At 67.0% G+C, this 18,525-nt stretch carries 12 protein-coding genes; 4 read left to right on the top strand and 8 right to left on the bottom strand.

From position 1 onward, the window contains the following. Genes BMZ19_RS11705 through glgA form a run of 4 tightly spaced genes read left to right on the top strand, consistent with a single transcriptional unit; the run spans position 1 to position 7,689 of the window. Positions 1-1,689, top strand: coding sequence for a glycoside hydrolase family 57 protein (locus BMZ19_RS11705; RefSeq protein ID WP_090311094.1), 1,689 nt, complete (start codon positions 1-3; stop codon positions 1,687-1,689). Next, positions 1,686-3,665: an alpha-amylase/4-alpha-glucanotransferase domain-containing protein gene (locus BMZ19_RS11700; RefSeq protein WP_090311092.1), complete on the top strand. Its 1,980-nt coding sequence runs from the start codon at positions 1,686-1,688 to the stop codon at positions 3,663-3,665. The genes BMZ19_RS11705 and BMZ19_RS11700 overlap by 4 nt, the downstream gene beginning before the upstream one ends. After that, on the top strand, positions 3,662-6,223 hold the full coding sequence (glgP, locus tag BMZ19_RS11695; protein ID WP_212633220.1) for an alpha-glucan family phosphorylase: 2,562 nt from the start codon (positions 3,662-3,664) through the stop codon (positions 6,221-6,223). The genes BMZ19_RS11700 and glgP overlap by 4 nt, the downstream gene beginning before the upstream one ends. Beyond that, a complete protein-coding gene (glgA, locus tag BMZ19_RS11690) occupies positions 6,220-7,689 on the top strand; it encodes a glycogen synthase GlgA (protein ID WP_090311087.1) in 1,470 nt (489 codons plus the stop codon). The genes glgP and glgA overlap by 4 nt, the downstream gene beginning before the upstream one ends. A gap of 52 nt (positions 7,690-7,741) precedes the next feature. Here the strand turns inward: glgA and BMZ19_RS11685 are convergent, their stop codons facing one another. From BMZ19_RS11685 to BMZ19_RS11650, 8 genes are all read right to left on the bottom strand, one after another. Next, positions 7,742-9,742: a DEAD/DEAH box helicase gene (locus BMZ19_RS11685; protein WP_090311085.1), complete on the bottom strand. Its 2,001-nt coding sequence runs from the start codon at positions 9,740-9,742 to the stop codon at positions 7,742-7,744. A 138-nt stretch (positions 9,743-9,880) separates the two neighbouring features. Continuing rightward, positions 9,881-10,618 (bottom strand): dienelactone hydrolase family protein, encoded by a 738-nt coding sequence (locus BMZ19_RS11680; protein WP_090311083.1) that lies wholly within the window; start codon positions 10,616-10,618, stop codon positions 9,881-9,883. Positions 10,619-10,742: 124 nt separating this feature from the next. Further along, positions 10,743-12,029: an OprD family porin gene (locus BMZ19_RS11675; RefSeq protein ID WP_090311081.1), complete on the bottom strand. Its 1,287-nt coding sequence runs from the start codon at positions 12,027-12,029 to the stop codon at positions 10,743-10,745. A 101-nt stretch (positions 12,030-12,130) separates the two neighbouring features. After that, entirely contained in the window at positions 12,131-13,267 is a 1,137-nt protein-coding gene (locus BMZ19_RS11670; RefSeq protein WP_090311078.1) for an ABC transporter substrate-binding protein, read from the bottom strand. A gap of 65 nt (positions 13,268-13,332) precedes the next feature. Further along, a complete protein-coding gene (locus tag BMZ19_RS11665; protein ID WP_090311076.1) occupies positions 13,333-14,103 on the bottom strand; it encodes an ABC transporter ATP-binding protein in 771 nt (256 codons plus the stop codon). Continuing rightward, positions 14,100-15,878 carry a branched-chain amino acid ABC transporter ATP-binding protein/permease gene (locus BMZ19_RS11660; RefSeq protein WP_090311074.1) on the bottom strand — a complete coding sequence of 593 codons (1,779 nt, stop codon included), beginning with the start codon at positions 15,876-15,878 and terminating at the stop codon, positions 14,100-14,102. The genes BMZ19_RS11665 and BMZ19_RS11660 overlap by 4 nt, the downstream gene beginning before the upstream one ends. After that, the gene (locus BMZ19_RS11655) at positions 15,878-16,915 is read right to left on the bottom strand and encodes a branched-chain amino acid ABC transporter permease (protein ID WP_090311072.1); all 1,038 of its coding nucleotides are present in this window, start codon (positions 16,913-16,915) and stop codon (positions 15,878-15,880) included. The genes BMZ19_RS11660 and BMZ19_RS11655 overlap by 1 nt, the downstream gene beginning before the upstream one ends. Before the next feature lie 598 nt (positions 16,916-17,513). Then, positions 17,514-18,521 carry a CDP-6-deoxy-delta-3,4-glucoseen reductase gene (locus tag BMZ19_RS11650; protein ID WP_090311070.1) on the bottom strand — a complete coding sequence of 336 codons (1,008 nt, stop codon included), beginning with the start codon at positions 18,519-18,521 and terminating at the stop codon, positions 17,514-17,516. Positions 18,522-18,525: the final 4 nt, after the last annotated feature.

Below are 18,525 nucleotides of genomic sequence, written 5' to 3'. Positions count from 1 at the left end.
ATGGCCGATCTCGCCCTGCTCTGGCACATGCATCAGCCCGACTACCGGCATCCCGAGACCGGCCAGTTCGTCCTGCCCTGGGTGCTGCTGCACGCGCTCAAGGATTACACCGACATGGCCGGCCACCTCGAGCGGCACCCGGGCGTGCACTGCACGGTCAATTTCGTCCCGGTGCTGCTCGAGCAGATCGAGGACTACTGCGCTCAGCTGCACAACCGCCAGTGGCGCGACACCCTGCTGCGCATCCTCGACGCGCCGTCGTCGCAAGCCCTGAGCGAGGCCGACCGGGCCTGGCTGCTCGACAACGCCTTTCACTGCAACGCCCCGACCATGCTGGAGCCCTTCGCCCCCTACCGACGTCTGCGCGACCTGGCGAATCTGCTGCGCGAACAGGACGGCGATGCCCTGCACTATCTCGCCGACCACTACTTCACCGACCTCGCCACCTGGTATCTGCTGGCCTGGAGCGGCGAAACCCTGCGTCGTGCGGGCGGCGTGATCCCCGAGCTGATGGCCAAGGGCAGCGAGTTCGACCAACAGGACCGCCAGGCGCTGCTCGGCGAAGTGACCCGCATCCTCGGCGATCTGATCCCACGCTACCGGGCGCTGGCCGAGTCCGGGCAGATCGAACTCAGCTGCACGCCCTCGCACCATCCCCTGGCCCCCCTGCTGCTCGACTTCCACGTCGCCCGCGAGGCCATGCCGGAGTGTTCGCTACCCTCCTCGCCCGACTACCCGGGAGGCCGCTCGCGGGTCGCGGCCCAGCTCGACGCCGGGCGCAGCAGCCATCAGCGCCGCTTCGGCAAGCCGCCGAGTGGACTGTGGCCCGCCGAAGGTGCGCTCTCCACCGCCTTCCTCAAGCAGATTGCCGAGGCCGGTTTCGTCTGGACCGCCAGCGGTCAAGGCGTGCTCAGGCACTCGGCGGGCGATGCCGCGGACGTCGGCGTTCCCTGGCAGGCACCTGAAGGCACGCCCGCCGATATCACGCTGTTTTTCCGCAACGAGTCACTCTCCGATCAGATCGGCTTCGAGTACGCGAAGTGGCACGGGCGCGATGCCGCCGAGCACTTCATGCACGAGGCCAATGCCCTCCACGAGCAGGATCCGCGCAACCTGATCCCGGTGTTTCTCGATGGCGAAAACGCCTGGGAGTATTACCCGTACAACGGCTGGTATTTCTTCAGCAACCTCTACACGGCGCTGGAGCAGAGCGACACCATCCGCACCGTCACCCTGAGCCAGGCGGCCGCCGCGCACCGCGACCGTCGCGTCCGCCTGCCACGCCTGACGGCCGGCAGCTGGGTGTTCGGCACGCTGTCGACCTGGATCGGCAGTCCCGACAAGAACCGCGCCTGGGAGCTGCTGTGCACGGCCAAGCAGTGCACCGACCGCGTCCTCGACAGCGGCCGGCTGAGCGCCGAGCGGCGGGCGCAGGTCCTGCAGTGCCTGTCCGGCTGCGAAAGTTCGGACTGGTTCTGGTGGCTGGGCGACTACAACTCGCCACACTCGGTCGCCAGCTTCGACCTGCTGTTTCGCGACAACCTCAAGGCACTCTATCGCCTGCTCGAGCTGCCGGTTCCGGCCAGTCTGGAACACCCAATCAGCCACGGCGGCGCATCCGACAGCGCCGGCACGATGCGCCGTGCCGTGGCGCCCGAAATACCCGAAGCGCCCGAGGGCGGACCATGACCCACGCCGTCACCCTGCTGTTCGGCGTGCATGCCCACCAGCCCGTCGGCAATTTCCCGGAGGTCATCGAAGAGGCGCATCTGCGCTGCTACAAGCCGTTCCTGGAGACCCTGTTCGACTATCCCGGCTTCCGTTTCGCGATGCATGTTTCCGGCTGGCTGCTCGACTGGCTGCGCGAACGCTTCCCTGCCGACATGGCGCTGCTCGCCGCGATGGTCCAGCGCGGCCAGGTCGAGCTGTTCAGCTCCGGCGATAGCGAACCGGTCCTCGCCGCCATCCCGCCGCGCGACCGGGTCGGCCAGTTGGCCACCCTCAATGCCAAACTGACGGCCTGGACCGGCGTGCCGCCGCAGGGCGCCTGGCTGACCGAGCGGGTCTGGGAATCCACCGTGATCCCGGCGCTGGCGGACACTGGCATCCGCTACGTCATGGTCGACGACTACCACTTCCTGTGTACCGGCAAGCGTGGCGACGAACTGGATGGCTACTTCAGCACCGAGGAAGGCGGTGTGCGCCTCGACCTGTTCCCGATCTCGGAGGCCCTGCGCTACCGGCTGCCCTTCTCCCCGACCGCCGAGGTCATCGCCCATCTGGAGCATCAGGCCGAGCACGGCCAGCAAGCCGCCATCTATTTCGACGACATCGAGAAATTCGGCATCTGGCCGGAAACCCACGACTGGGTGTACACCCGCGGCTGGCTGCGGGCGATGATCGAGGGCGTGCTGACCAGCGCCCGGATCCGCACGGCCACCTACGCCGACTTCCACGCCCGGCAGGCCAGCCGCGGCGTGGTCTATCTGCCGACCACCTCCTACAGCGAAATGAACCAGTGGCCGCTGCCGATGCCTGCCGCCGCGGTCTATGCGCAGTTGCTGGCCAACGCCAAGGCCGCCGGGAATCTCGACCAGCAGCGGCCGTTCATCCGTGGCGGAATCTGGCGCAACTTCCTGTCGCGCTATGCCGAAGCCAACTGGATGCACAAGCGCATGCTCGGGCTGTCCGCGCGCCTGGGCGAAATCGCCGCGCCGCCGCCAGAACTGGTCGCCGCGCTGTACCGCGCCCAGGCCAACGATGCCTACTGGCACGGCCTGTTCGGCGGCCTCTACCTGCCCCACCTGCGCCGTGCGGTCTGGCACAACCTGATCGCCCTCGAGGCCGGACTCGACGCCCTCTCCCCGCGCCCGCCGCTGGCGCGGTGCGACCTCGATCTGGACGGCCGGATCGAGACCTTCGCCCACACGCCGGTGCTGCAACTGGTGCTGCGCGACGACGGCCTGGGCGCCGCCCACGAGCTGAGCAGCTACCCGCTGCGGCACAACTTCGCCGACACGCTGCGCCGCTACCACGAGCAGTACCACGAACGGATCGGCGGCAGCCCCAGCCAGCACCAAGGCGAGGGCATCGCCTCGGCCCACGACATCGTCCGCTGCAAGCAGCCCATCACGGCGGCCGACATCGTCCCCGATGCGCAGCCGCGGGTGTCGTGGCTGGATGCGCTGGAGGGCACGACGCTGACCGACTATGTGCAGAGGGCCAGCGATCCGCTGAGCTTCCAGCGCGCCGGCCTGGCCAAGCGCTACGCGCTGAGCGAGGGCACGCTGACTGTCAGCTGGCACCTGCGCCAGCTGGCCGGCCAGCGCTTCGCCACCACGATCAATCTCGCCATGCCCAGCTGCGACGGCTTTCTCGGCCGCTATGTGCTGGAGGATGGCAGCATTCCCGGCGGCTTCGGCCAGCCGCTGCACCTGCCGGAGTGCTGCCGACTGAGCCTGGAGGACGGCCTGCTCGACGCTGCGCTGCAGCTGGGCTGCTCCCATCCGCTGGAGATCCGCGCACGGCCGCATCACACCGTGTCGCAATCCGAAGCCGGCTTTGAAAAGATCATGCAGGCGGTCGAGATCGGGCTTCTCTGGACCATCCCGGACAACGACTGCACCCTTTCCATCCATCTCAGCATGGCGCCAGGAAAATCATGACAGGTACTGTCTACAAGCTCGAAGTCAACCCGCGGATTCCCCAGCAACTGGAGCGCATGCACGAGCTGGCCAACAACCTCTGGTACAGCTGGGACCGGCCGACCCGCGGCCTGTTCGCCAGTCTCTCGCCCTCGCTGTGGAACCTGACCAACCACAACCCCAAGGCCTTTCTGAAGCGCGCCGACCAGAAGTGCCTGGAAGCCAACGCGGAAAACCCGATCTTCCTCGGTGCCCTCGATCGCGTCCTCGCGAGCTACGACAGCTATCACGAACGGCCATACATGGGGCACGTACCCGGCAAGCCCTTCCAGGAAGACGACCTGATCGCCTATTTCTGCGCCGAATTCGGCCTGCACGAGAGCCTGCCGATCTATTCCGGCGGCCTCGGCATTCTCGCTGGCGACCATTGCAAGGCGGCCAGCGACATGGGACTGCCCTTCGTCGGCGTCGGCCTGTTCTACCGGGAAGGCTATTTCCACCAGAAACTGGATGCCGAAGGACGCCAGCAGGCCTCCTACCACGACTCGGACTTCGACGACCTGCCAGTATCTCCGGTGCTCGACGCCAGCGGTCAGGAACTGCTGGTTCATATCAACCTGCCGGATCGCCGGGTGTTCGCCAAGGTCTGGGAGGTGCGCGTGGGCCATGTGCGCATCATCCTGCTCGACACCTGGCTCGAGCAGAATTCCGCGCAGGACCGCGAGATCACCCACCGCCTGTACGGCGGCGACAAGACCACCCGCATCGAACAGGAAATCCTCCTCGGCGTCGGCGGCGCCCGCGCCCTGGCGGCGCTCGGCCTCAAGCCGACCGTCTGGCACATCAACGAAGGCCATGCCGCCTTCCTGATCGTCGAGCGCGTGCGCAGCCTGATCAGCGAGGGGCTGCCCTACGAGGCCGCGCTCGAAGCCGCCGCCGCCAACGTGGTGTTCACCACCCACACCGCCGTTCCTGCCGGCCACGACCATTTCAGCGAGGAGATGATGCGGCGCTACGCCGAGCACTGGTGCAAGAACGTCGGCGTCTCCCCCGAACAGGTGCTGGCGCTGGGTGCCGAGCCCGGCTCGACGGAGTTCAACATGACGGCGCTGGCGGTGCGCACCTCCCGCCAGCACAACGGGGTCTCACGCATCCACGGCAACGTCTCGGCCAGCATCCTCGCCCACCTGTGGCCACAGATCGACCCTGCGGAAAACCCGATGAACTACGTGACCAACGGCGTGCATCTGCCGACCTTCCTGGCGCCGGAATGGCTGGAAACCTTCGAGCGCTACCTCGGCATCGGCTGGCAGGAGCGGCAAGTCGACCCCGGCAACTGGGATGGCATCCGGCAGATTCCGGACACCACCTTCTGGGGCATCCGCCAGCAGCTCAAGTCGATGCTGCTGCAGCTGGTGCGCAGCCGCATCCGCGAGCAGCACCTGCGCAACCAGGGCTCGCCCACCCACCTCGACCGCCTGCTGAAGCTCGTCGATCCGTGCAACCCCAACCTGCTGATCATCGGCTTCGCCCGCCGCTTCGCCACCTACAAGCGTGCCGCGCTGCTCTTCCATGATCCGCAATGGCTGCGCGAAATCATCGGCGATCCTGACCGCCCGGTGCTGTTCCTGTTCGCCGGCAAGGCACACCCGGCCGACCAGCCGGGACAGGAGATCATCCGCAGGATCGCGCAGCTGGCCAGCCAGCCGGAGTTCGAGGGGCGCATCCTGCTCATCGAGGGCTACGACCTGCACCTGTCGCGCACCCTGGTGGCCGGCGTCGACGTCTGGCTCAACAACCCGATCTACCCGCTGGAAGCCTCCGGCACCTCGGGGATGAAGGCGGCCATGAACGGTGCCCTCAACCTGTCCATGCTCGATGGCTGGTGGGGCGAGGGTTACGACGACAGCGGCGAGGTGCCCAACGGCTGGGCGATCAAACCGGCTCCCGGCCACCTCGACGAGGCCCAGCGCGACGCCGAAGAGGCGCGCACGCTGTACGAAATCCTCCAGGACCAGGTCATCCCGACCTACTACCGTACCGGCCCGATGGGCTATTCGCCGGAGTGGGTGGCGATGGCCAAGCGCTCGATTGCCACCATCACGCCGCGCTTCAATATGATCCGCATGGTCAACGAGTACGTGCAGCGGCTCTACGCCCCGGCTGCCGAGCACGGCCGCCGCTTCGCCGCCGACGGCTTCGCCGTGGCCCGCAGCGTCGCCGAGTGGAAGGCCAAGGTCCGCGCGGCCTGGCCGCGGGTCAGCCTGCACTCGCTGGCGACCCCCGAGCAGCGCCTGCCGTTCGGCACCTCGCTGCGCATCGAGGTCGCCGTGCAGCTCGATGGCCTGGCCCCCGAGGATGTCGTCGTCGAGCTGCTGGTCGACCGCCCCGAGCACCACAGCGCCGACATCCTCTACTACCCGCTGACCGCCAGCGGCGTCACGGCCAGCGCCGAGCGGATCTATGCCCTCGACCTGACGCCGGAGCTGTGCGGCAAACTGGAGTACCGCATCCGCATGTACCCCTGCCACCCGGCGCTGATCCACCGCTTCGAACTGGGCCTTATGGTGTGGTTATGAGCAAGCTGAAGATTCTGTTCGCCTCCTCCGAGATGGCGCCCTGGGTCAAGACCGGCGGCCTGGGCGATGTTTCCGCCGCGCTGCCCGCCGCGCTGCGCCAGGCCGGACAGGACATCCGCGTCTTGTTGCCCCATTACCCGGCGCTGCAGGCGGCGTTTCCCGATGCCCGGCCGCTCGCCGAATTGCCCGCGCTGGCCCCGGCCCTGCCGCCGGCCCGCCTGCTCACTGCCGAAGCAGACGGGCTGCCGCTGCTGCTGCTCGACTGCCCGCCACTCTACGCCAATCCGGGCAACCCCTATCTCGACAGCTATGGCGACGACCGCCACGACAACCCGGTGCGCTTCGGCCTGCTGTCGCGCGTCGCGGCACTGCTCGGCCAGGAACGTTCGCCCATCGGCTGGCAGGCCGATGTGGTGCACAGCAACGACTGGCAAACTGCCCTGGCCGCGGCCTACCTCCACTACCAGGGCGGCGCCGCCAGCGTCGCCACCGTGCACAACATCGCCTTCCAGGGCTGCTTCGCCCACGCATACCTGGCCGACCTTGGCCTGCCCGAACACGCCTGGCGCTTCGACGCGGCGGAGTATCACGGCCAGCTGTGCTTCCTGAAAGCCGGCCTGCAGTTCGCCTCGCAGATCTCCACGGTCAGCCCGACCTATGCGCGGGAAATCCAGGACGAGCAGTTCGGCTACGGCCTCGCGCCGCTGCTGCGCTACCGGGCCGCAGCCCTGCACGGGATCCTCAACGGCATCGATACCGACATTTGGAACCCTGCCACCGACCCCAACCTGGCGCACCCCTACTCCTCGCAGCAGTTGGCCGGCAAGGCGCGCAACAAGGCGGCACTGCAGCAGGCAATGGGCCTCGAAGTCAGCGCCACGCAGCCACTGTTCGGCGTGGTCAGCCGCCTGACGCACCAGAAGGGCCTCGATCTGCTGCTCGCCATCGCCGACGACCTGGCCGCACTGCCAGCGCAACTGGTGGTGCTCGGCAGCGGCGACGCGGAGCTGGAAGCCGGCTTTGCCGCCCTGGCCGACCGCCATCCGCGGCGCATCGCGGTGAAGCTCGGCTTCGACGAAGCGCTGGCGCATCGCATCGAGGCCGGCGCCGACAGTTTCCTGATGCCCTCGCGTTTCGAACCCTGCGGCCTCAACCAGATGTACAGCCTGCACTACGGCACACCGCCGGTGGTGACCGCCACCGGCGGGCTGGCCGATACCGTCGTCGATGTCGGCGAGGCAAGCCTGGTCAGCCGCACGGCCAACGGCTTCCTCCTCGAAAGCGCCACGGCGCCAGCACTCTGGTCGGCGATGCAGCGGGTCTGCCGCACCTGGCGGGACCGGCAGCTGTGGCAACGCATCCAGCAAAACGGCATGCAGCAGGATTTCTCCTGGAAACATGCCGCGCACGAGTACATCGCGCTTTATCGCCAGGCCATCGCCGCACCCAGGGCGACAACCGGCTGAACGCCCCGGCAGGTCCACTCGCCCGCCGCGACGCGACCTGCCACGTCGAAGCTCAACTGCGGCGGCTGCCTCGCGCCGCCAGTATCTGGGTCGCCCCCTGGGTCCGCTGGGTGAACCAGAACACCCGGCTGACGCCCCGGGTAATCGCCACGTAGGCCAGGCGCAAACTCTCGTCCTGCATCGCCTGGTCGTAGCTGTTGCGGAAGAATCCCGAATGGGCGTACAGCGCATTGCGCAGCGGGTGCCGTTCCGGCGGCGCACAGTCGTCGACGATGATCGCCACTTCGGCCTGCAGGCCCTTGGCACGGTGGATGGTGTAGGCCTTGACCGGCAGCTTCCTGTCCAGCTCGGCCTGGATGCGCTGCAAGGGCTCGTTGCGCCGACTGAGCACCAGCACGGCGGTACGGTCGGCACCCGGACGGTCGGCGACGTGCGCGCACTGGGCCTGAATCTCCTTGAGTAGCTCCGGCAGGCGCGCCTTCACGTCGAAGCGGGTGACCAGCTTGACGCCATGGTCGCCCGGTTGCACGGCCTTGCAGGCCTGGCTGGCCTTGTCCTGCTTGAACGCCACGCCGGCGAGCACCGCCTCGCCATCGCGGATCACTGGCTCGATGGAACGGTAGTTGGTCGCCAGCATCAGCACCGCGCTGTTCTTCGCCTTGCCCTTGCCCGGGAAGTACTTGTCGAAGTCCATGAACAGCTCGGGGGAGCTGCCGCGCCAGCCATAGATTGACTGCCAGTCGTCGCCGATCGCCATCAGGCTGACCGCCTGGCCCTGGCGCGCCAGGGCGCGGTGCAGCGCCTGCAGCCACTGGACGATCTGCGGGGAGATATCCTGGAACTCGTCGATCAGCAGATGACCGAACGGCGCCAGCGCCTGGGCCGGGACTCCCTTGCCCGTGGAAGACAGTATCTGGGTCAGCTGCTGGAAGGCGCCGTTGAAGGTCAGCAGCCCCTGCTCGTGCAGGCTGGTCTCGAAGTACTTCCAGAACAGTGCCAGGGCCTCGACGAACACCCTTTCCCCAGCCGGGCAGTCCAGCGTCTGCGTCTGTATCTGGTCGATACGGATGCCGATGCTTTCCATGAAGCCCGCCTGGGCATGGAAGACCTCGAACAGCGGCGCCGGGGTGAACTCCCCGGCCAGCTTGAAGCCGTCCAGAGGTGCCCTTGGGACTTTGCTGCGCTTGCCTTCGCCGTCGCTGGCCGGTGGCGGCGGCAGGCCCAGCAGGCTGTGCACCCGTTCGCGAAAGCCCGCCTCCTCGGCGTAGCACTGCTGGTAGGCCTGCTTGAGCAGGCGCTGCTGGGCAGGCTTGAGACGCGCGGCGGCCAGCGGATTGTCCAGCTCGGTGGCCGAGGCGTTGCGCTCGTCCAGCTGCTCGAACCATTGCGGGTTGCTCAGCAGCTCCTTGGCCAATACCGCCATGGCCGAATGGAAGGTGCGCACGCACTGCCGGGCCATGCCGGCGTCGAAAGGGTACTGCCAGAAGCTCAGCACCTTGATCAGTTGCTCGCGCAGCTGCGCGCAGGAGGCATTGGTGAAGGAAATCACCGTCAGGCGCTCGGGCGGGATGCCCATGTGGCAGAGCATGAACACCACGCGCAGCACCAGAGTGGTCGACTTGCCTGAGCCAGCCCCGGCAAATACCCGGGTGACCGGATGGCTGCTGAGGATCATCGCCCACTGCTCGTCCGATGGCGGGCTGATCACCCCGGCCTGCACCGCCTGGCCGACGCGCTCGCGCATGGCCTGGACCTGCGGGGCGTCGACCGCCATCTGCGCCGGTCCGTAGATACCCTCGCTGGCCCGCTTGGCAGGCTGGGTGGGCTTGACGGGAGCAGGCTGGGCGGACTGGGCACGGGGTCTGGCCGGCTTCTTCGCACTGGCCGCCCTGGCCTTTCCGGAGGCAGCGACAACCTTGTTCGCCCGCGCCCCGGGCCTGGGGTGGCGCAGGGCCGCTTCACCCTCGGCGCGCAGGTACGCGGTTGTGCGCGGGAAATAGCGCGCCAAGGCCGCGGAGAGGAGCAGTTTATAACGCTTTACGGCAGACAGCATTCGGCCATTACCACCCAGTTCCTTATGTCACCGGCATGATAAGTGTTTTTCGGGAGAAAGCCGGCAGGCGCGAGTGGAGCGGCACTGGTAGGCGCGCGCCAGCCGGACAGGTGTGACACGCCATCAATCAAGCACTATTCATGACCGTGGCCAAAGATCGCGCAGGAACTGCTGCATATCCAGCCAAGAGCGTTGGTCGGCCTCCTGCTGGTAGCCCGGCGAGGCGCTGTTGGTGAAGCCATGGGGAGCATCGGGATAGTGGCAGACGCGGCAGTCGGCCTGTGCGGCCTGCATCTCCGCCTCGAAGCGGGCGACCCCCTCGGCGCTGACGAAGCTGTCGGCATCGCCATGGGCCACCAGGATCTTCGCCTTGACCGAACCGGGCGTGGCCGGGGTGGCCGTGCCGAGCAGGCCGTGGAAGCTGACCACGCCAGCCAGCGGCTCGCCCTGGCGGGCCATGTCCAGCACCACGCGGCCACCGAAGCAGTAGCCAATCGCCGCCAGGCGCTCCGCGTCGGTGCCGGGCAGCTGGCGCAGCAGCGCCAGACCGGCCAGGAAGCGCTCGCGCAGCAACGCCGGGTCGGCCAGCGCCGCGTGCATCAGTTGGCCGGCCTGCTGCGGGTCGGTCGCGCTGCGCCCGTCGCCGTACATGTCGATGGCCAGCGCGCTGTAACCCAGCGCAGCCAGTTCGCGGGCGCGCTGCCGGGCATAGTCGTTCAGTCCCCACCACTCATGGACCACCAGCACGCCAGGACGCAGCTGGTCGCCTTCGGGGCTGGCGTGGTAACCGGCCAGGCTGACGTCGCTGCTGGCGGAGCGGTAGCTGAGTTCGCGCGTCCGTACCGCGCTGGCGGACACGTTGGTCGATGCAGGCATGAATGGGTCTCTCGAATCCGTTGGCAGGCGCACTGTAGCGGAAAGCCTCACCAACATACATATGTGTCTCCACAGGAGCGGTCAAGCCCACCGGTGGTGAAACCGGCAGGCATGACCAGACGCCTTACCAGAGTGCCAAGGTGTAGTCGATGTTCACCCGCGTCTCGTTGTCGTCGCGGAACGCGGCGGTCGGTGCGAAGTCATTGCGGTAGCGCGCATTGCGCACGCGAAAGGCAACGCCCTTGAAGGTGCCGGACTGCACCACGTAGGACAATTCCAGATCGCGCTCGCTCTCGCTCAGTCCCTTGCCACCCAAGGCGGGGGCCAGCTCGATGTTGCTGCCCTTCAGATAACGCACCATGCCGCGCAGGCCGGGAATGCCGAGACCGGCGAAGTCGTAGTCGTAGCGCACCTGCCAGGTCCGCTCGTCCGGGTTGATGAACTCGGAACTGAGCGCGCCCTCGCTGTTCACCAGCGGCTCGGAGCCGTTGATGTACGGCATGGCGGTCTCGCCGCTGAGCTGCATGTAGCCCGCACCCAGGCTGTGGGCACCGAGGCTGTAGGTGAGGAAGGCGCCGATGTTCTGGTTGTCCACCGCCCCGGCCTTGGCCTGCCCGCTCTCGTCGCTGTGGAAGTAGCGGATGTCGGTCTTCAGCTTGCCCGGGCCCAGTGCGGCCTGGTGGATCAGGCCGGCGAAGTTCTGCTCGTAGATCTCGTCCAGTTCGGCGTAGTAGTAGCGCAAGGTCAGGGCCGGGGTCAGGTTGTAGTCGCCGCCGGCAAAGACGAAGCGGTCGGACTCGGCCCTGCCGTTGAAGCGCCCGTTGGGTGCCGCCACGGTAAATGGCTGGTAGTCGGTGGAATCGCGCAGGTTCACGCGATCCAGCCAGCCGGCATGCAGGGTCAGGTTGTCCACGTCCTGGGAGCGTAGCTGGGCGCCGCGGAAGGTCTGCAGTAGCAGGCGCGCCGGGCTACTGAACAGCACCGGCAGGAACGGCGACAGGGTGCCGGCGTTCAGTTCGGTCTTCGAGTAGCGGAGCTTGGCGGTCAGGCCCAGCTCCGAGTACTCGTCGGCCGACTCGCCGGTGGTGCGGCTGACCGGCAGCAGCCCGGTGCCGGTGCGGTCAGACTCGGAATCCAGCTTGATGCCCAGCATGCCCTGGGCGTCCAGACCGAAGCCCAGCGGCCCCTCGGTGAAGCCCGAGATGTACTTGAGGGTGAAACCCTGCGCCCATTCCCTGCGTGCGGAAATGTTGCTGGTGCCCTTGTAGTCGCGGTCGAAGTAGAAATTGTTGAGCTTCAGAGAGGCATGGCTGTCCTCGAAGAAGCCGGCAGCCTGTACCGCGCCGGCCAGGGCGGACAACGTGAATGCGGCGGCCAGGGCGGCGCCATGCTTTGCATGGATGCAGGTCATGGAGATTCCTTTTTGTTGTTATGAATCTGCGGGCAAGGGAGTGCCTTTCCCGGAGGTCTTGCGTCCTCCGGGTCGGCGTTCGGAATAAGGATTGGGCTGGCTTACTGGGCGCTGTCGAGCAGTACCCACTTCTGGTCCTGCACGGTCACCAGGGTGCGGCCACGCTGGTCATGGCCGAAATGGTCGTCGGCCGACAGGTTGTAGACGCCGTGGGTACCCACCACGCCCTTGGCGTTCTCCATCGCCTCGCGCAGCGCGCTGCGGAACTCGGCACTGCCCGGCTTGGCCTTGGCCAGTGCCTGCGGGGCTGCGGCCTTGAGCAGCTGGGCGGCGTCGTACAGGTAGGCGCCGAACGGCGACAGGCTATTGGGACCGTTGACCTTCTCGTAGTTCTGCGCGTACTCGGCGGCCAGCGCCTTGGACGGATGCTCGGCAGGCAGCTTGTCCCAGATCACCACCGGGCCGACCGGCAGGATGGCGCCTTCCAACGCCTTGCCGCCGATACGCAGGAACGCCTGGTTGGCGGCGCCGTGGGTGTGGTAGATGGCGCCCTTGTAGCCGAGTCGGCGCAGTTCGGTGTGCGGCAGCGCGGCTGGGGTGCCGGTAGCGCCGATCAGCACCGCGTCCGGACGGCTGGCGAGCACCTTGAGCACCTGGCCGCTGACCGAGGCGTCGGTGCGGTTGAAACGCTCGTTGCTGGTCAGCTGGATGCCGGCGGCAGGGCCCTGCTCGCCCAGCACCTTGTACCAGTCGTCGCCCCAGGCATCGCTGTAGCCGATGAAACCGAGGGTCTTCACCTGCTGCGCCTGCATGTGCTCGACCAGCGCGTCGGCCATCAGCTCGTTGGTCTGCGGGATGGTGAACACCCAGGCCTTCTCCTCGCCTTGCGGCGCCAGCGGGGCGAGGACGATCAGCGGCGTGCCGTTTTCCCGGGCGATCTGCGCCATGGCGCTGGAGGTCGGCACCGTGGTGGAGCCGATCATCAGGTCGACCTTGTTCTCGCCGACCAGCTTGCGCGCGTTCTTCGCCGCGGCGGTGCTGTCGGTGGCGTCGTCGAGGACGATGTAGTTGACCTTCTCGCCGGCAATTTCCGCCGGAAGCATCCTCACGGTATTGCGTTCCGGAATGCCCAGAGAGGCCCCCGGACCGGTGGTGGACAACGAGATGCCCACGTTGATGTCGGCATAGGCCGTGGCGCTGAGCAGCGGGGCAAGCAACAGTGCGGTCAAACGTTTCATGGATGCCTCCAGGCGTTGTTGTTGTTTTGGTGACGCGTTGTGTTGCGGGTGAATCCGTTGGGCTCTCAACCCGCCAGTGCAGCCGCGGCGGGTGCCGGCGCCGCGGACTTGCGGCCCAGATAGGTCTCGATAACCTTGGGGTCGTCGGCCAGCTCGGCCGCCGGGCCCTGCAGGGCCACCTCGCCGTTTTCCAGCACGTAGCCGTAGTCCGAGCATTTCAGGGCGGCGCGGGCGTTCTGCTCGACCAGCAGGATCGACACGCCGGTGGCGCGCAGCTCGGTGATGATCCTGAAGATCTCGCCGATCACCCGCGGCGCCAGGCCCAGGCTCGGCTCGTCGAGCATCAGCAGCTTGGGCTTGGCCATCAGCGCGCGGCCCATGGCGAGCATCTGCCGCTCGCCGCCGGACATGGTGCCGGCGGCCTGGCGGCGGCGCTCCTTGAGGCGCGGGAACAGGTCGAACACCTCGGCGAGGGTCAGGCCGTGATCGCGATGGCCCTGGCGGTGACGGCTGAAGGCCCCAAGCAGCAGGTTGTCCTCGACGCTCATCGGACTGAACAGCTCGCGGCTTTCCGGCACCAGGTTGAGGCCCTGCCCGACCCGCTGGGCCACGCCGTGGTGGCGCTGTAGGGTCTTGCCCAGGTAGGCGACCTCGCCCTCGGCCGGCAGCAGGCCCATCAGGGCACCGAGCAGGGTGGTCTTGCCGGCACCGTTGGGTCCGATGACGCTGACGATCTGGCCCTCGCCGATGGCCAGGCTGACCTGGCGCACCGCCTCGACCTTGCCGTAGCAGACCGACAGTCGCTCGACGTTCAGCAGCGGGTTGTTCGCGCTCATTCCACACCTCCGAGGTAGGCGGCCAGCACCGCCGGATCGTCCTGAATCTGCTGCGGCAGGCCTTCGGCCAGCTTCTGGCCGAATTCCATGACCACCACCTGGTCAGCCATGCCCATCACGAAGTCCATGTCGTGCTCGACCAGCAGCACGCCCATGCCCTCCTCGCGCAGCTTGCCGAGCAGCTCGGCCAGCGCCTGCTTCTCCAGGTGGCGCAGGCCGGCGGCGGGCTCGTCGAGCAACAGCAGGTAGGGGTCGGAAGACAGTGCGCGGGCGATCTCGACGATGCGTTGCTTGCCCAGCGGCAGGCTGCCGGCGGCGTCGAACAGGTGTTCCTTGAGGCCGACGCGCTCGATCTGCCGCGCTGCCTCGGCGAGCAGGCGGGCCTCCTCCTCGCGCTCCAGGTGCAGGCTGGCGCATAGCAGGCCGGATTCGCCGCGCATGTGTGCGCCGAGGGCGACGTTCTCCAGCACGCTCATCTGCGGCAGCAGGCGCACATGCTGGAAGGTGCGGCTGACCCCGAGGCGGGCGATGCGCCGCGACGACAGGCCATCGATGCGCTCGCCGCGGAAGCGGATCTCGCCGCTGGTCAGCGGCAGCAGACCGGTGAGCAGGTTGAACAGGGTCGACTTGCCGGCGCCGTTGGGGCCGATCAGCGCGGTGATCTCGCCACTGTTCACAGTCAGCCCCATGTTGTTGTTGGCCACCAGACCGCCGAAGCGCTTGACCAGACCCTCAGCCTGCAGCAGCGGCTGGTTGGCCGGCAGCGCCTCGCGGCGCGGCAGCGCGGCGGCCTCGACCGGCACCTCCAGCTCAGCCGCTGCACGCCGGCGCTGCGGGAGGCGGGCAGCCAGCAGCGGCCACAGGCCGTCGCGGGCGTACTGCAAGCAGAGGATGATCAACGCGCCGAAGAAGATGGTCTCGAAGTTGCCGCCCTGGCCGAAGACATGCGGTAGCAGGTCCTGCAGCCACTGCTTGAGGACGGTGACCAGGGCCGCACCGAACAACGCGCCGCCCAGGCTGGCCGCGCCGCCGAGGACGATCATGAACAGGTACTCGATACCCATGGTGATCGAGAACGGCGTCGGGTTGACGAAGCGCTGCAGGTGCGCGTACAGCCAGCCGGACAGTGCCGCCAGCAGCGCGGCGACGACGAAGATCGCCAGCTTGGAACGGGCGGTGTTCACGCCCATCGCCTCAGCCATCACCGTGCCGCCCTTGAGCGCGCGGATCGCCCGGCCCTCGCGGCTATCCAGCAGGTTGCCGATCAGCCAGATAGCCGCGGCGACCAGCGCCCAGATCGCCAGGCTGAAATCGGCGCTGCTGTCGATGGTCCAACCGAACAGGGCGATGTTCGGCAGGTTGCTGATGCCGCCGAAGCCGCCGAGGTTCGGCAGATTGCCGAACAGGTAGAAGAGGCTCAGGCCCCAGGCCAGGGTGCCGATCGGCAGGTAGTGGCCCGACAGGCGCAGGGTCAGCACGCCCAGCAGCAGGGCGATACCGCCGGTGATCAGCAGACCGGCGAGCAGGCCGAGCCAGGGCGACAGGCCGTACGAGGTGCTGAGCACCGCGGTGGCGTAGGCGCCGATGCCGACGAAGGCGGCCTGGCCGAACGAGGTCAGCCCGCCGATGCCGGTGAGCAGCACCATGCCCAGGGCGACCAGGCTGTACAGGCCGATGTAGTTGGCCAGGGTCACGTAGTATTCCGGCAGCACCTGCGGTGCCACCAGGGCGAGGCCGGCGACCAGCGCCAGCGGGGTCAACAGCGTGCGCTTCATCAGTGCTCCTCCTCGACGTGATGGGTGGTCAGCGACAGCCAGAGCAGGACCGGAATCACCAGGGTGAAAACGATGACTTCCTTGTAGGCCGAGGCCCAGAAGGAGGCGAAGCTCTCGATCAGGCCGACCAGGAAGGCGCCCCCGGCGGCCAGCGGATAGCTGGCCAGACCGCCGATGATCGCGGCGACGAAGCCTTTGAGGCTGATCAGGAAGCCGGAGTCGTAGTACAGGGTGGTGATCGGACCGATCAAAATGCCGGAGCAGGCGCCGATCAGCGCGGCGAGGAAGAACGCGCTGCTGCCGGCCAGTTCGGTGGGGATGCCCACCAATTGCGCGCCGTTGCGGTTGAAGGCGGTGGCGCGCAGGGCCTTGCCGTACAGGCTGTGACCGAAGAACAGGTACAGCGCGACGATCAGCAACAGGGCGATACCGATCACCAGCAGGTTCTGCCCGCCGATCATGGCGTCACCCAGCATGAAGCTGCTGTCGGTGAACGGCAGGGTGCGGAAGCCCTCGGCGCCGAACAGCCACAAGCCGAGACCGACCAGCATGCTGTGCAGCGCCACCGACAGGATCAGCAACAGCAGCACGCTGGCCTGGGCTGCCGGTTGGTAGACCAGCCGGTAGAAGATCGGCCCCAGCGGAATGACGATGGCCAGGGTCAGCAGCACCTTGAGTGCGCCGTGCAGGTTAGCCAGATCGAGATTGCCGAGCAGCGCCCAGAGTAGCAGCGGCAGGCTCAGGTGGGTCAGCAGGTGCAGCGGAATCCGCGCGGCATGGCGGCGACGCACGGCCGTCACGATGTCCTTGGCGCACACCAGTGCGGCACCGCCGAGCAGCAGCCAGAGGGTGCCGGGCACCTCCCCGGCCTGCAGGGTGGCCAGGGTCAGCGCACTGAAGGCGACGAAGTCGCCCTGGCAGACCAGGATCACCCGCGTTACCGCGAACACCAGAACGATGGCCAACGCGATCAGCGCATAAATTGCGCCCGTAGTCAGCCCGTCCTGCGCCAGAAAGGTCAGGATTGCAAAGTCCATGGGAAACCTCAGCGAATGGAAGCGGCTGGACAGTCGGCCGGTGACACGGCCAAGGCATGGCAGTGCGACAGCAGGCGACGAGGGTGCAGGCATTGCGGGGAGCGGGGGCGATTGCGCGGCGCGCACAGGGCCGGCGATTGGTCATGCAGAGGCATGTGTTTCTCCATCGATGTTATTTTTTTTATTTGCCGGGCAACTTGCGGGGAAGCATCAAAGGCTCGGCATCGGACATGCGAAGAACGGCTTCTCATCTCGAGAATACACATCCGTATGTGTATTTGAATACTGCCCAGCGACAGCTGCCTTGTCAAACGCGAATTAACAATTAATAGGTTCAATTCAGACTAATGGACGACCCACTCGGCACGCACTGATCCAGCATGCGCAGCCAACCAGCGCCCATAAAAAAGCCAGGCTGCGGCCAGCCTGGCATAAACCCCTACCCCGCCGCATCGCGAGGCTTCAGGAGCACCAACAAGGGCAATTCACGAGGCACGCCCACCCCCTGCACCAGAAGGGAAAGCCCCTGTACTACTGACTCTGCGGCCCCGATGAGTCCACAGAGACAGCAGTGCCCCGATGCAGATTCAGAGCAGATTCAGACGAAGGCGTCGGCGAAGAAGCGCTCTTCCGCCAGCTGGCGCTGGGCGACGAAATCGCGACGGGCGGAATCGACCATCACCGGCGCGCCGCAGGCGTAAACCTCGAAGTTCTCCAGCGAGACGAAATCGGCCAGCACCTGCAGATGCACGAAGCCGGTGGCGCCCTGCCAGTCACACTCATTACTTGGCTCTGACAATACGGGTATGTATTCCAGCCAGGACAGTTCGGCCGCCATCGCCAGCAGTTCATTGTGCTGGTAGAGGTCCTTGCGCCGGCGACCGCCCCAATACAGGTGCACCGGGCGTGTGTTGGCGCCCTGCTCCCTGAGTTGCTCCAGCAGCGCCTTGATCGGCGCGAAGCCAGTGCCGCTGGCGAGGAAGACCATCGGCCGCTCGCTGTCGCGCAGGTAGAAGGAGCCGTAGGGACCGCTGACCCGTACCATCTCGCGCGGCTTCATGGCCTCGAACACATGACCGCTGAACTTGCCGCCCGGCATGTGGCGGATGTGCAGTTCCAGCTGGTTGTCGACCGGCACGCTGGTGGCCATCGAGTAGCTGCGGCGGGTGCCGTCCTTGAGCTGCACGTCGATGTACTGGCCCGGGTAGTAGCGGAACTCGGGGCCACTCGGCGGCAGCATCAGGCGAACCACGGCGACGTCGTCGCTGACCTTGTCGATGGCGCCGACGCGGGCGGCGGTTTCCTGCACGCAGATGCCGCGCAACTCGCCGACTTCCGGCGCGTCGATGACCAAGTCGGAGGTGGCCCTGGCGCGGCAGGTCAGCACCATGCCCTCGGCACGCTCGGCTTCGCTGAGCACCTCCAGCGGGCTGTCGGCGTGATCTACGCTGCCGCTGGCGACCTTGCACTTGCAACTGCCGCAGGTACCCTCGCGGCAGCTGTGCTTGAGCATCAGGCCATCGGCCAGCGCGCCGTCGAGGATGGTCTTGTCGGCCTCGAGGGCGAACTTCTGCCCTGAAGGCTGGATATCTACCTGAAATGTCATCACT

The organism is Pseudomonas linyingensis (genome assembly GCF_900109175.1).
Taxonomy (GTDB): domain Bacteria; phylum Pseudomonadota; class Gammaproteobacteria; order Pseudomonadales; family Pseudomonadaceae; genus Geopseudomonas; species Geopseudomonas linyingensis.
The sequence above is the reverse complement of the archived record's forward strand: the minus strand, read 5'-3'. Positions and strand labels throughout refer to the sequence as shown.

Bases quoted from the DNA above. Each gene is read 5' to 3' on its own strand.
- BMZ19_RS11655 (WP_090311072.1), bottom strand. From the start codon at position 16,915: ATGGACTTTGCAATCCTGACCTTTCTGGCGCAGGACGGGCTGACTACG.
- BMZ19_RS11700 (WP_090311092.1), top strand. From the start codon at position 1,686: ATGACCCACGCCGTCACCCTGCTGTTCGGCGTGCATGCCCACCAGCCC.
- glgP (WP_212633220.1), top strand. From the start codon at position 3,662: ATGACAGGTACTGTCTACAAGCTCGAAGTCAACCCGCGGATTCCCCAG.
- BMZ19_RS11670 (WP_090311078.1), bottom strand. From the start codon at position 13,267: ATGAAACGTTTGACCGCACTGTTGCTTGCCCCGCTGCTCAGCGCCACG.
- BMZ19_RS11665 (WP_090311076.1), bottom strand. From the start codon at position 14,103: ATGAGCGCGAACAACCCGCTGCTGAACGTCGAGCGACTGTCGGTCTGC.
- BMZ19_RS11680 (WP_090311083.1), bottom strand. From the start codon at position 10,618: ATGCCTGCATCGACCAACGTGTCCGCCAGCGCGGTACGGACGCGCGAA.
- BMZ19_RS11650 (WP_090311070.1), bottom strand. From the start codon at position 18,521: ATGACATTTCAGGTAGATATCCAGCCTTCAGGGCAGAAGTTCGCCCTC.
- BMZ19_RS11675 (WP_090311081.1), bottom strand. From the start codon at position 12,029: ATGACCTGCATCCATGCAAAGCATGGCGCCGCCCTGGCCGCCGCATTC.
- BMZ19_RS11660 (WP_090311074.1), bottom strand. From the start codon at position 15,878: ATGAAGCGCACGCTGTTGACCCCGCTGGCGCTGGTCGCCGGCCTCGCC.
- BMZ19_RS11685 (WP_090311085.1), bottom strand. From the start codon at position 9,742: ATGCTGTCTGCCGTAAAGCGTTATAAACTGCTCCTCTCCGCGGCCTTG.
- BMZ19_RS11705 (WP_090311094.1), top strand. From the start codon at position 1: ATGGCCGATCTCGCCCTGCTCTGGCACATGCATCAGCCCGACTACCGG.
- glgA (WP_090311087.1), top strand. From the start codon at position 6,220: ATGAGCAAGCTGAAGATTCTGTTCGCCTCCTCCGAGATGGCGCCCTGG.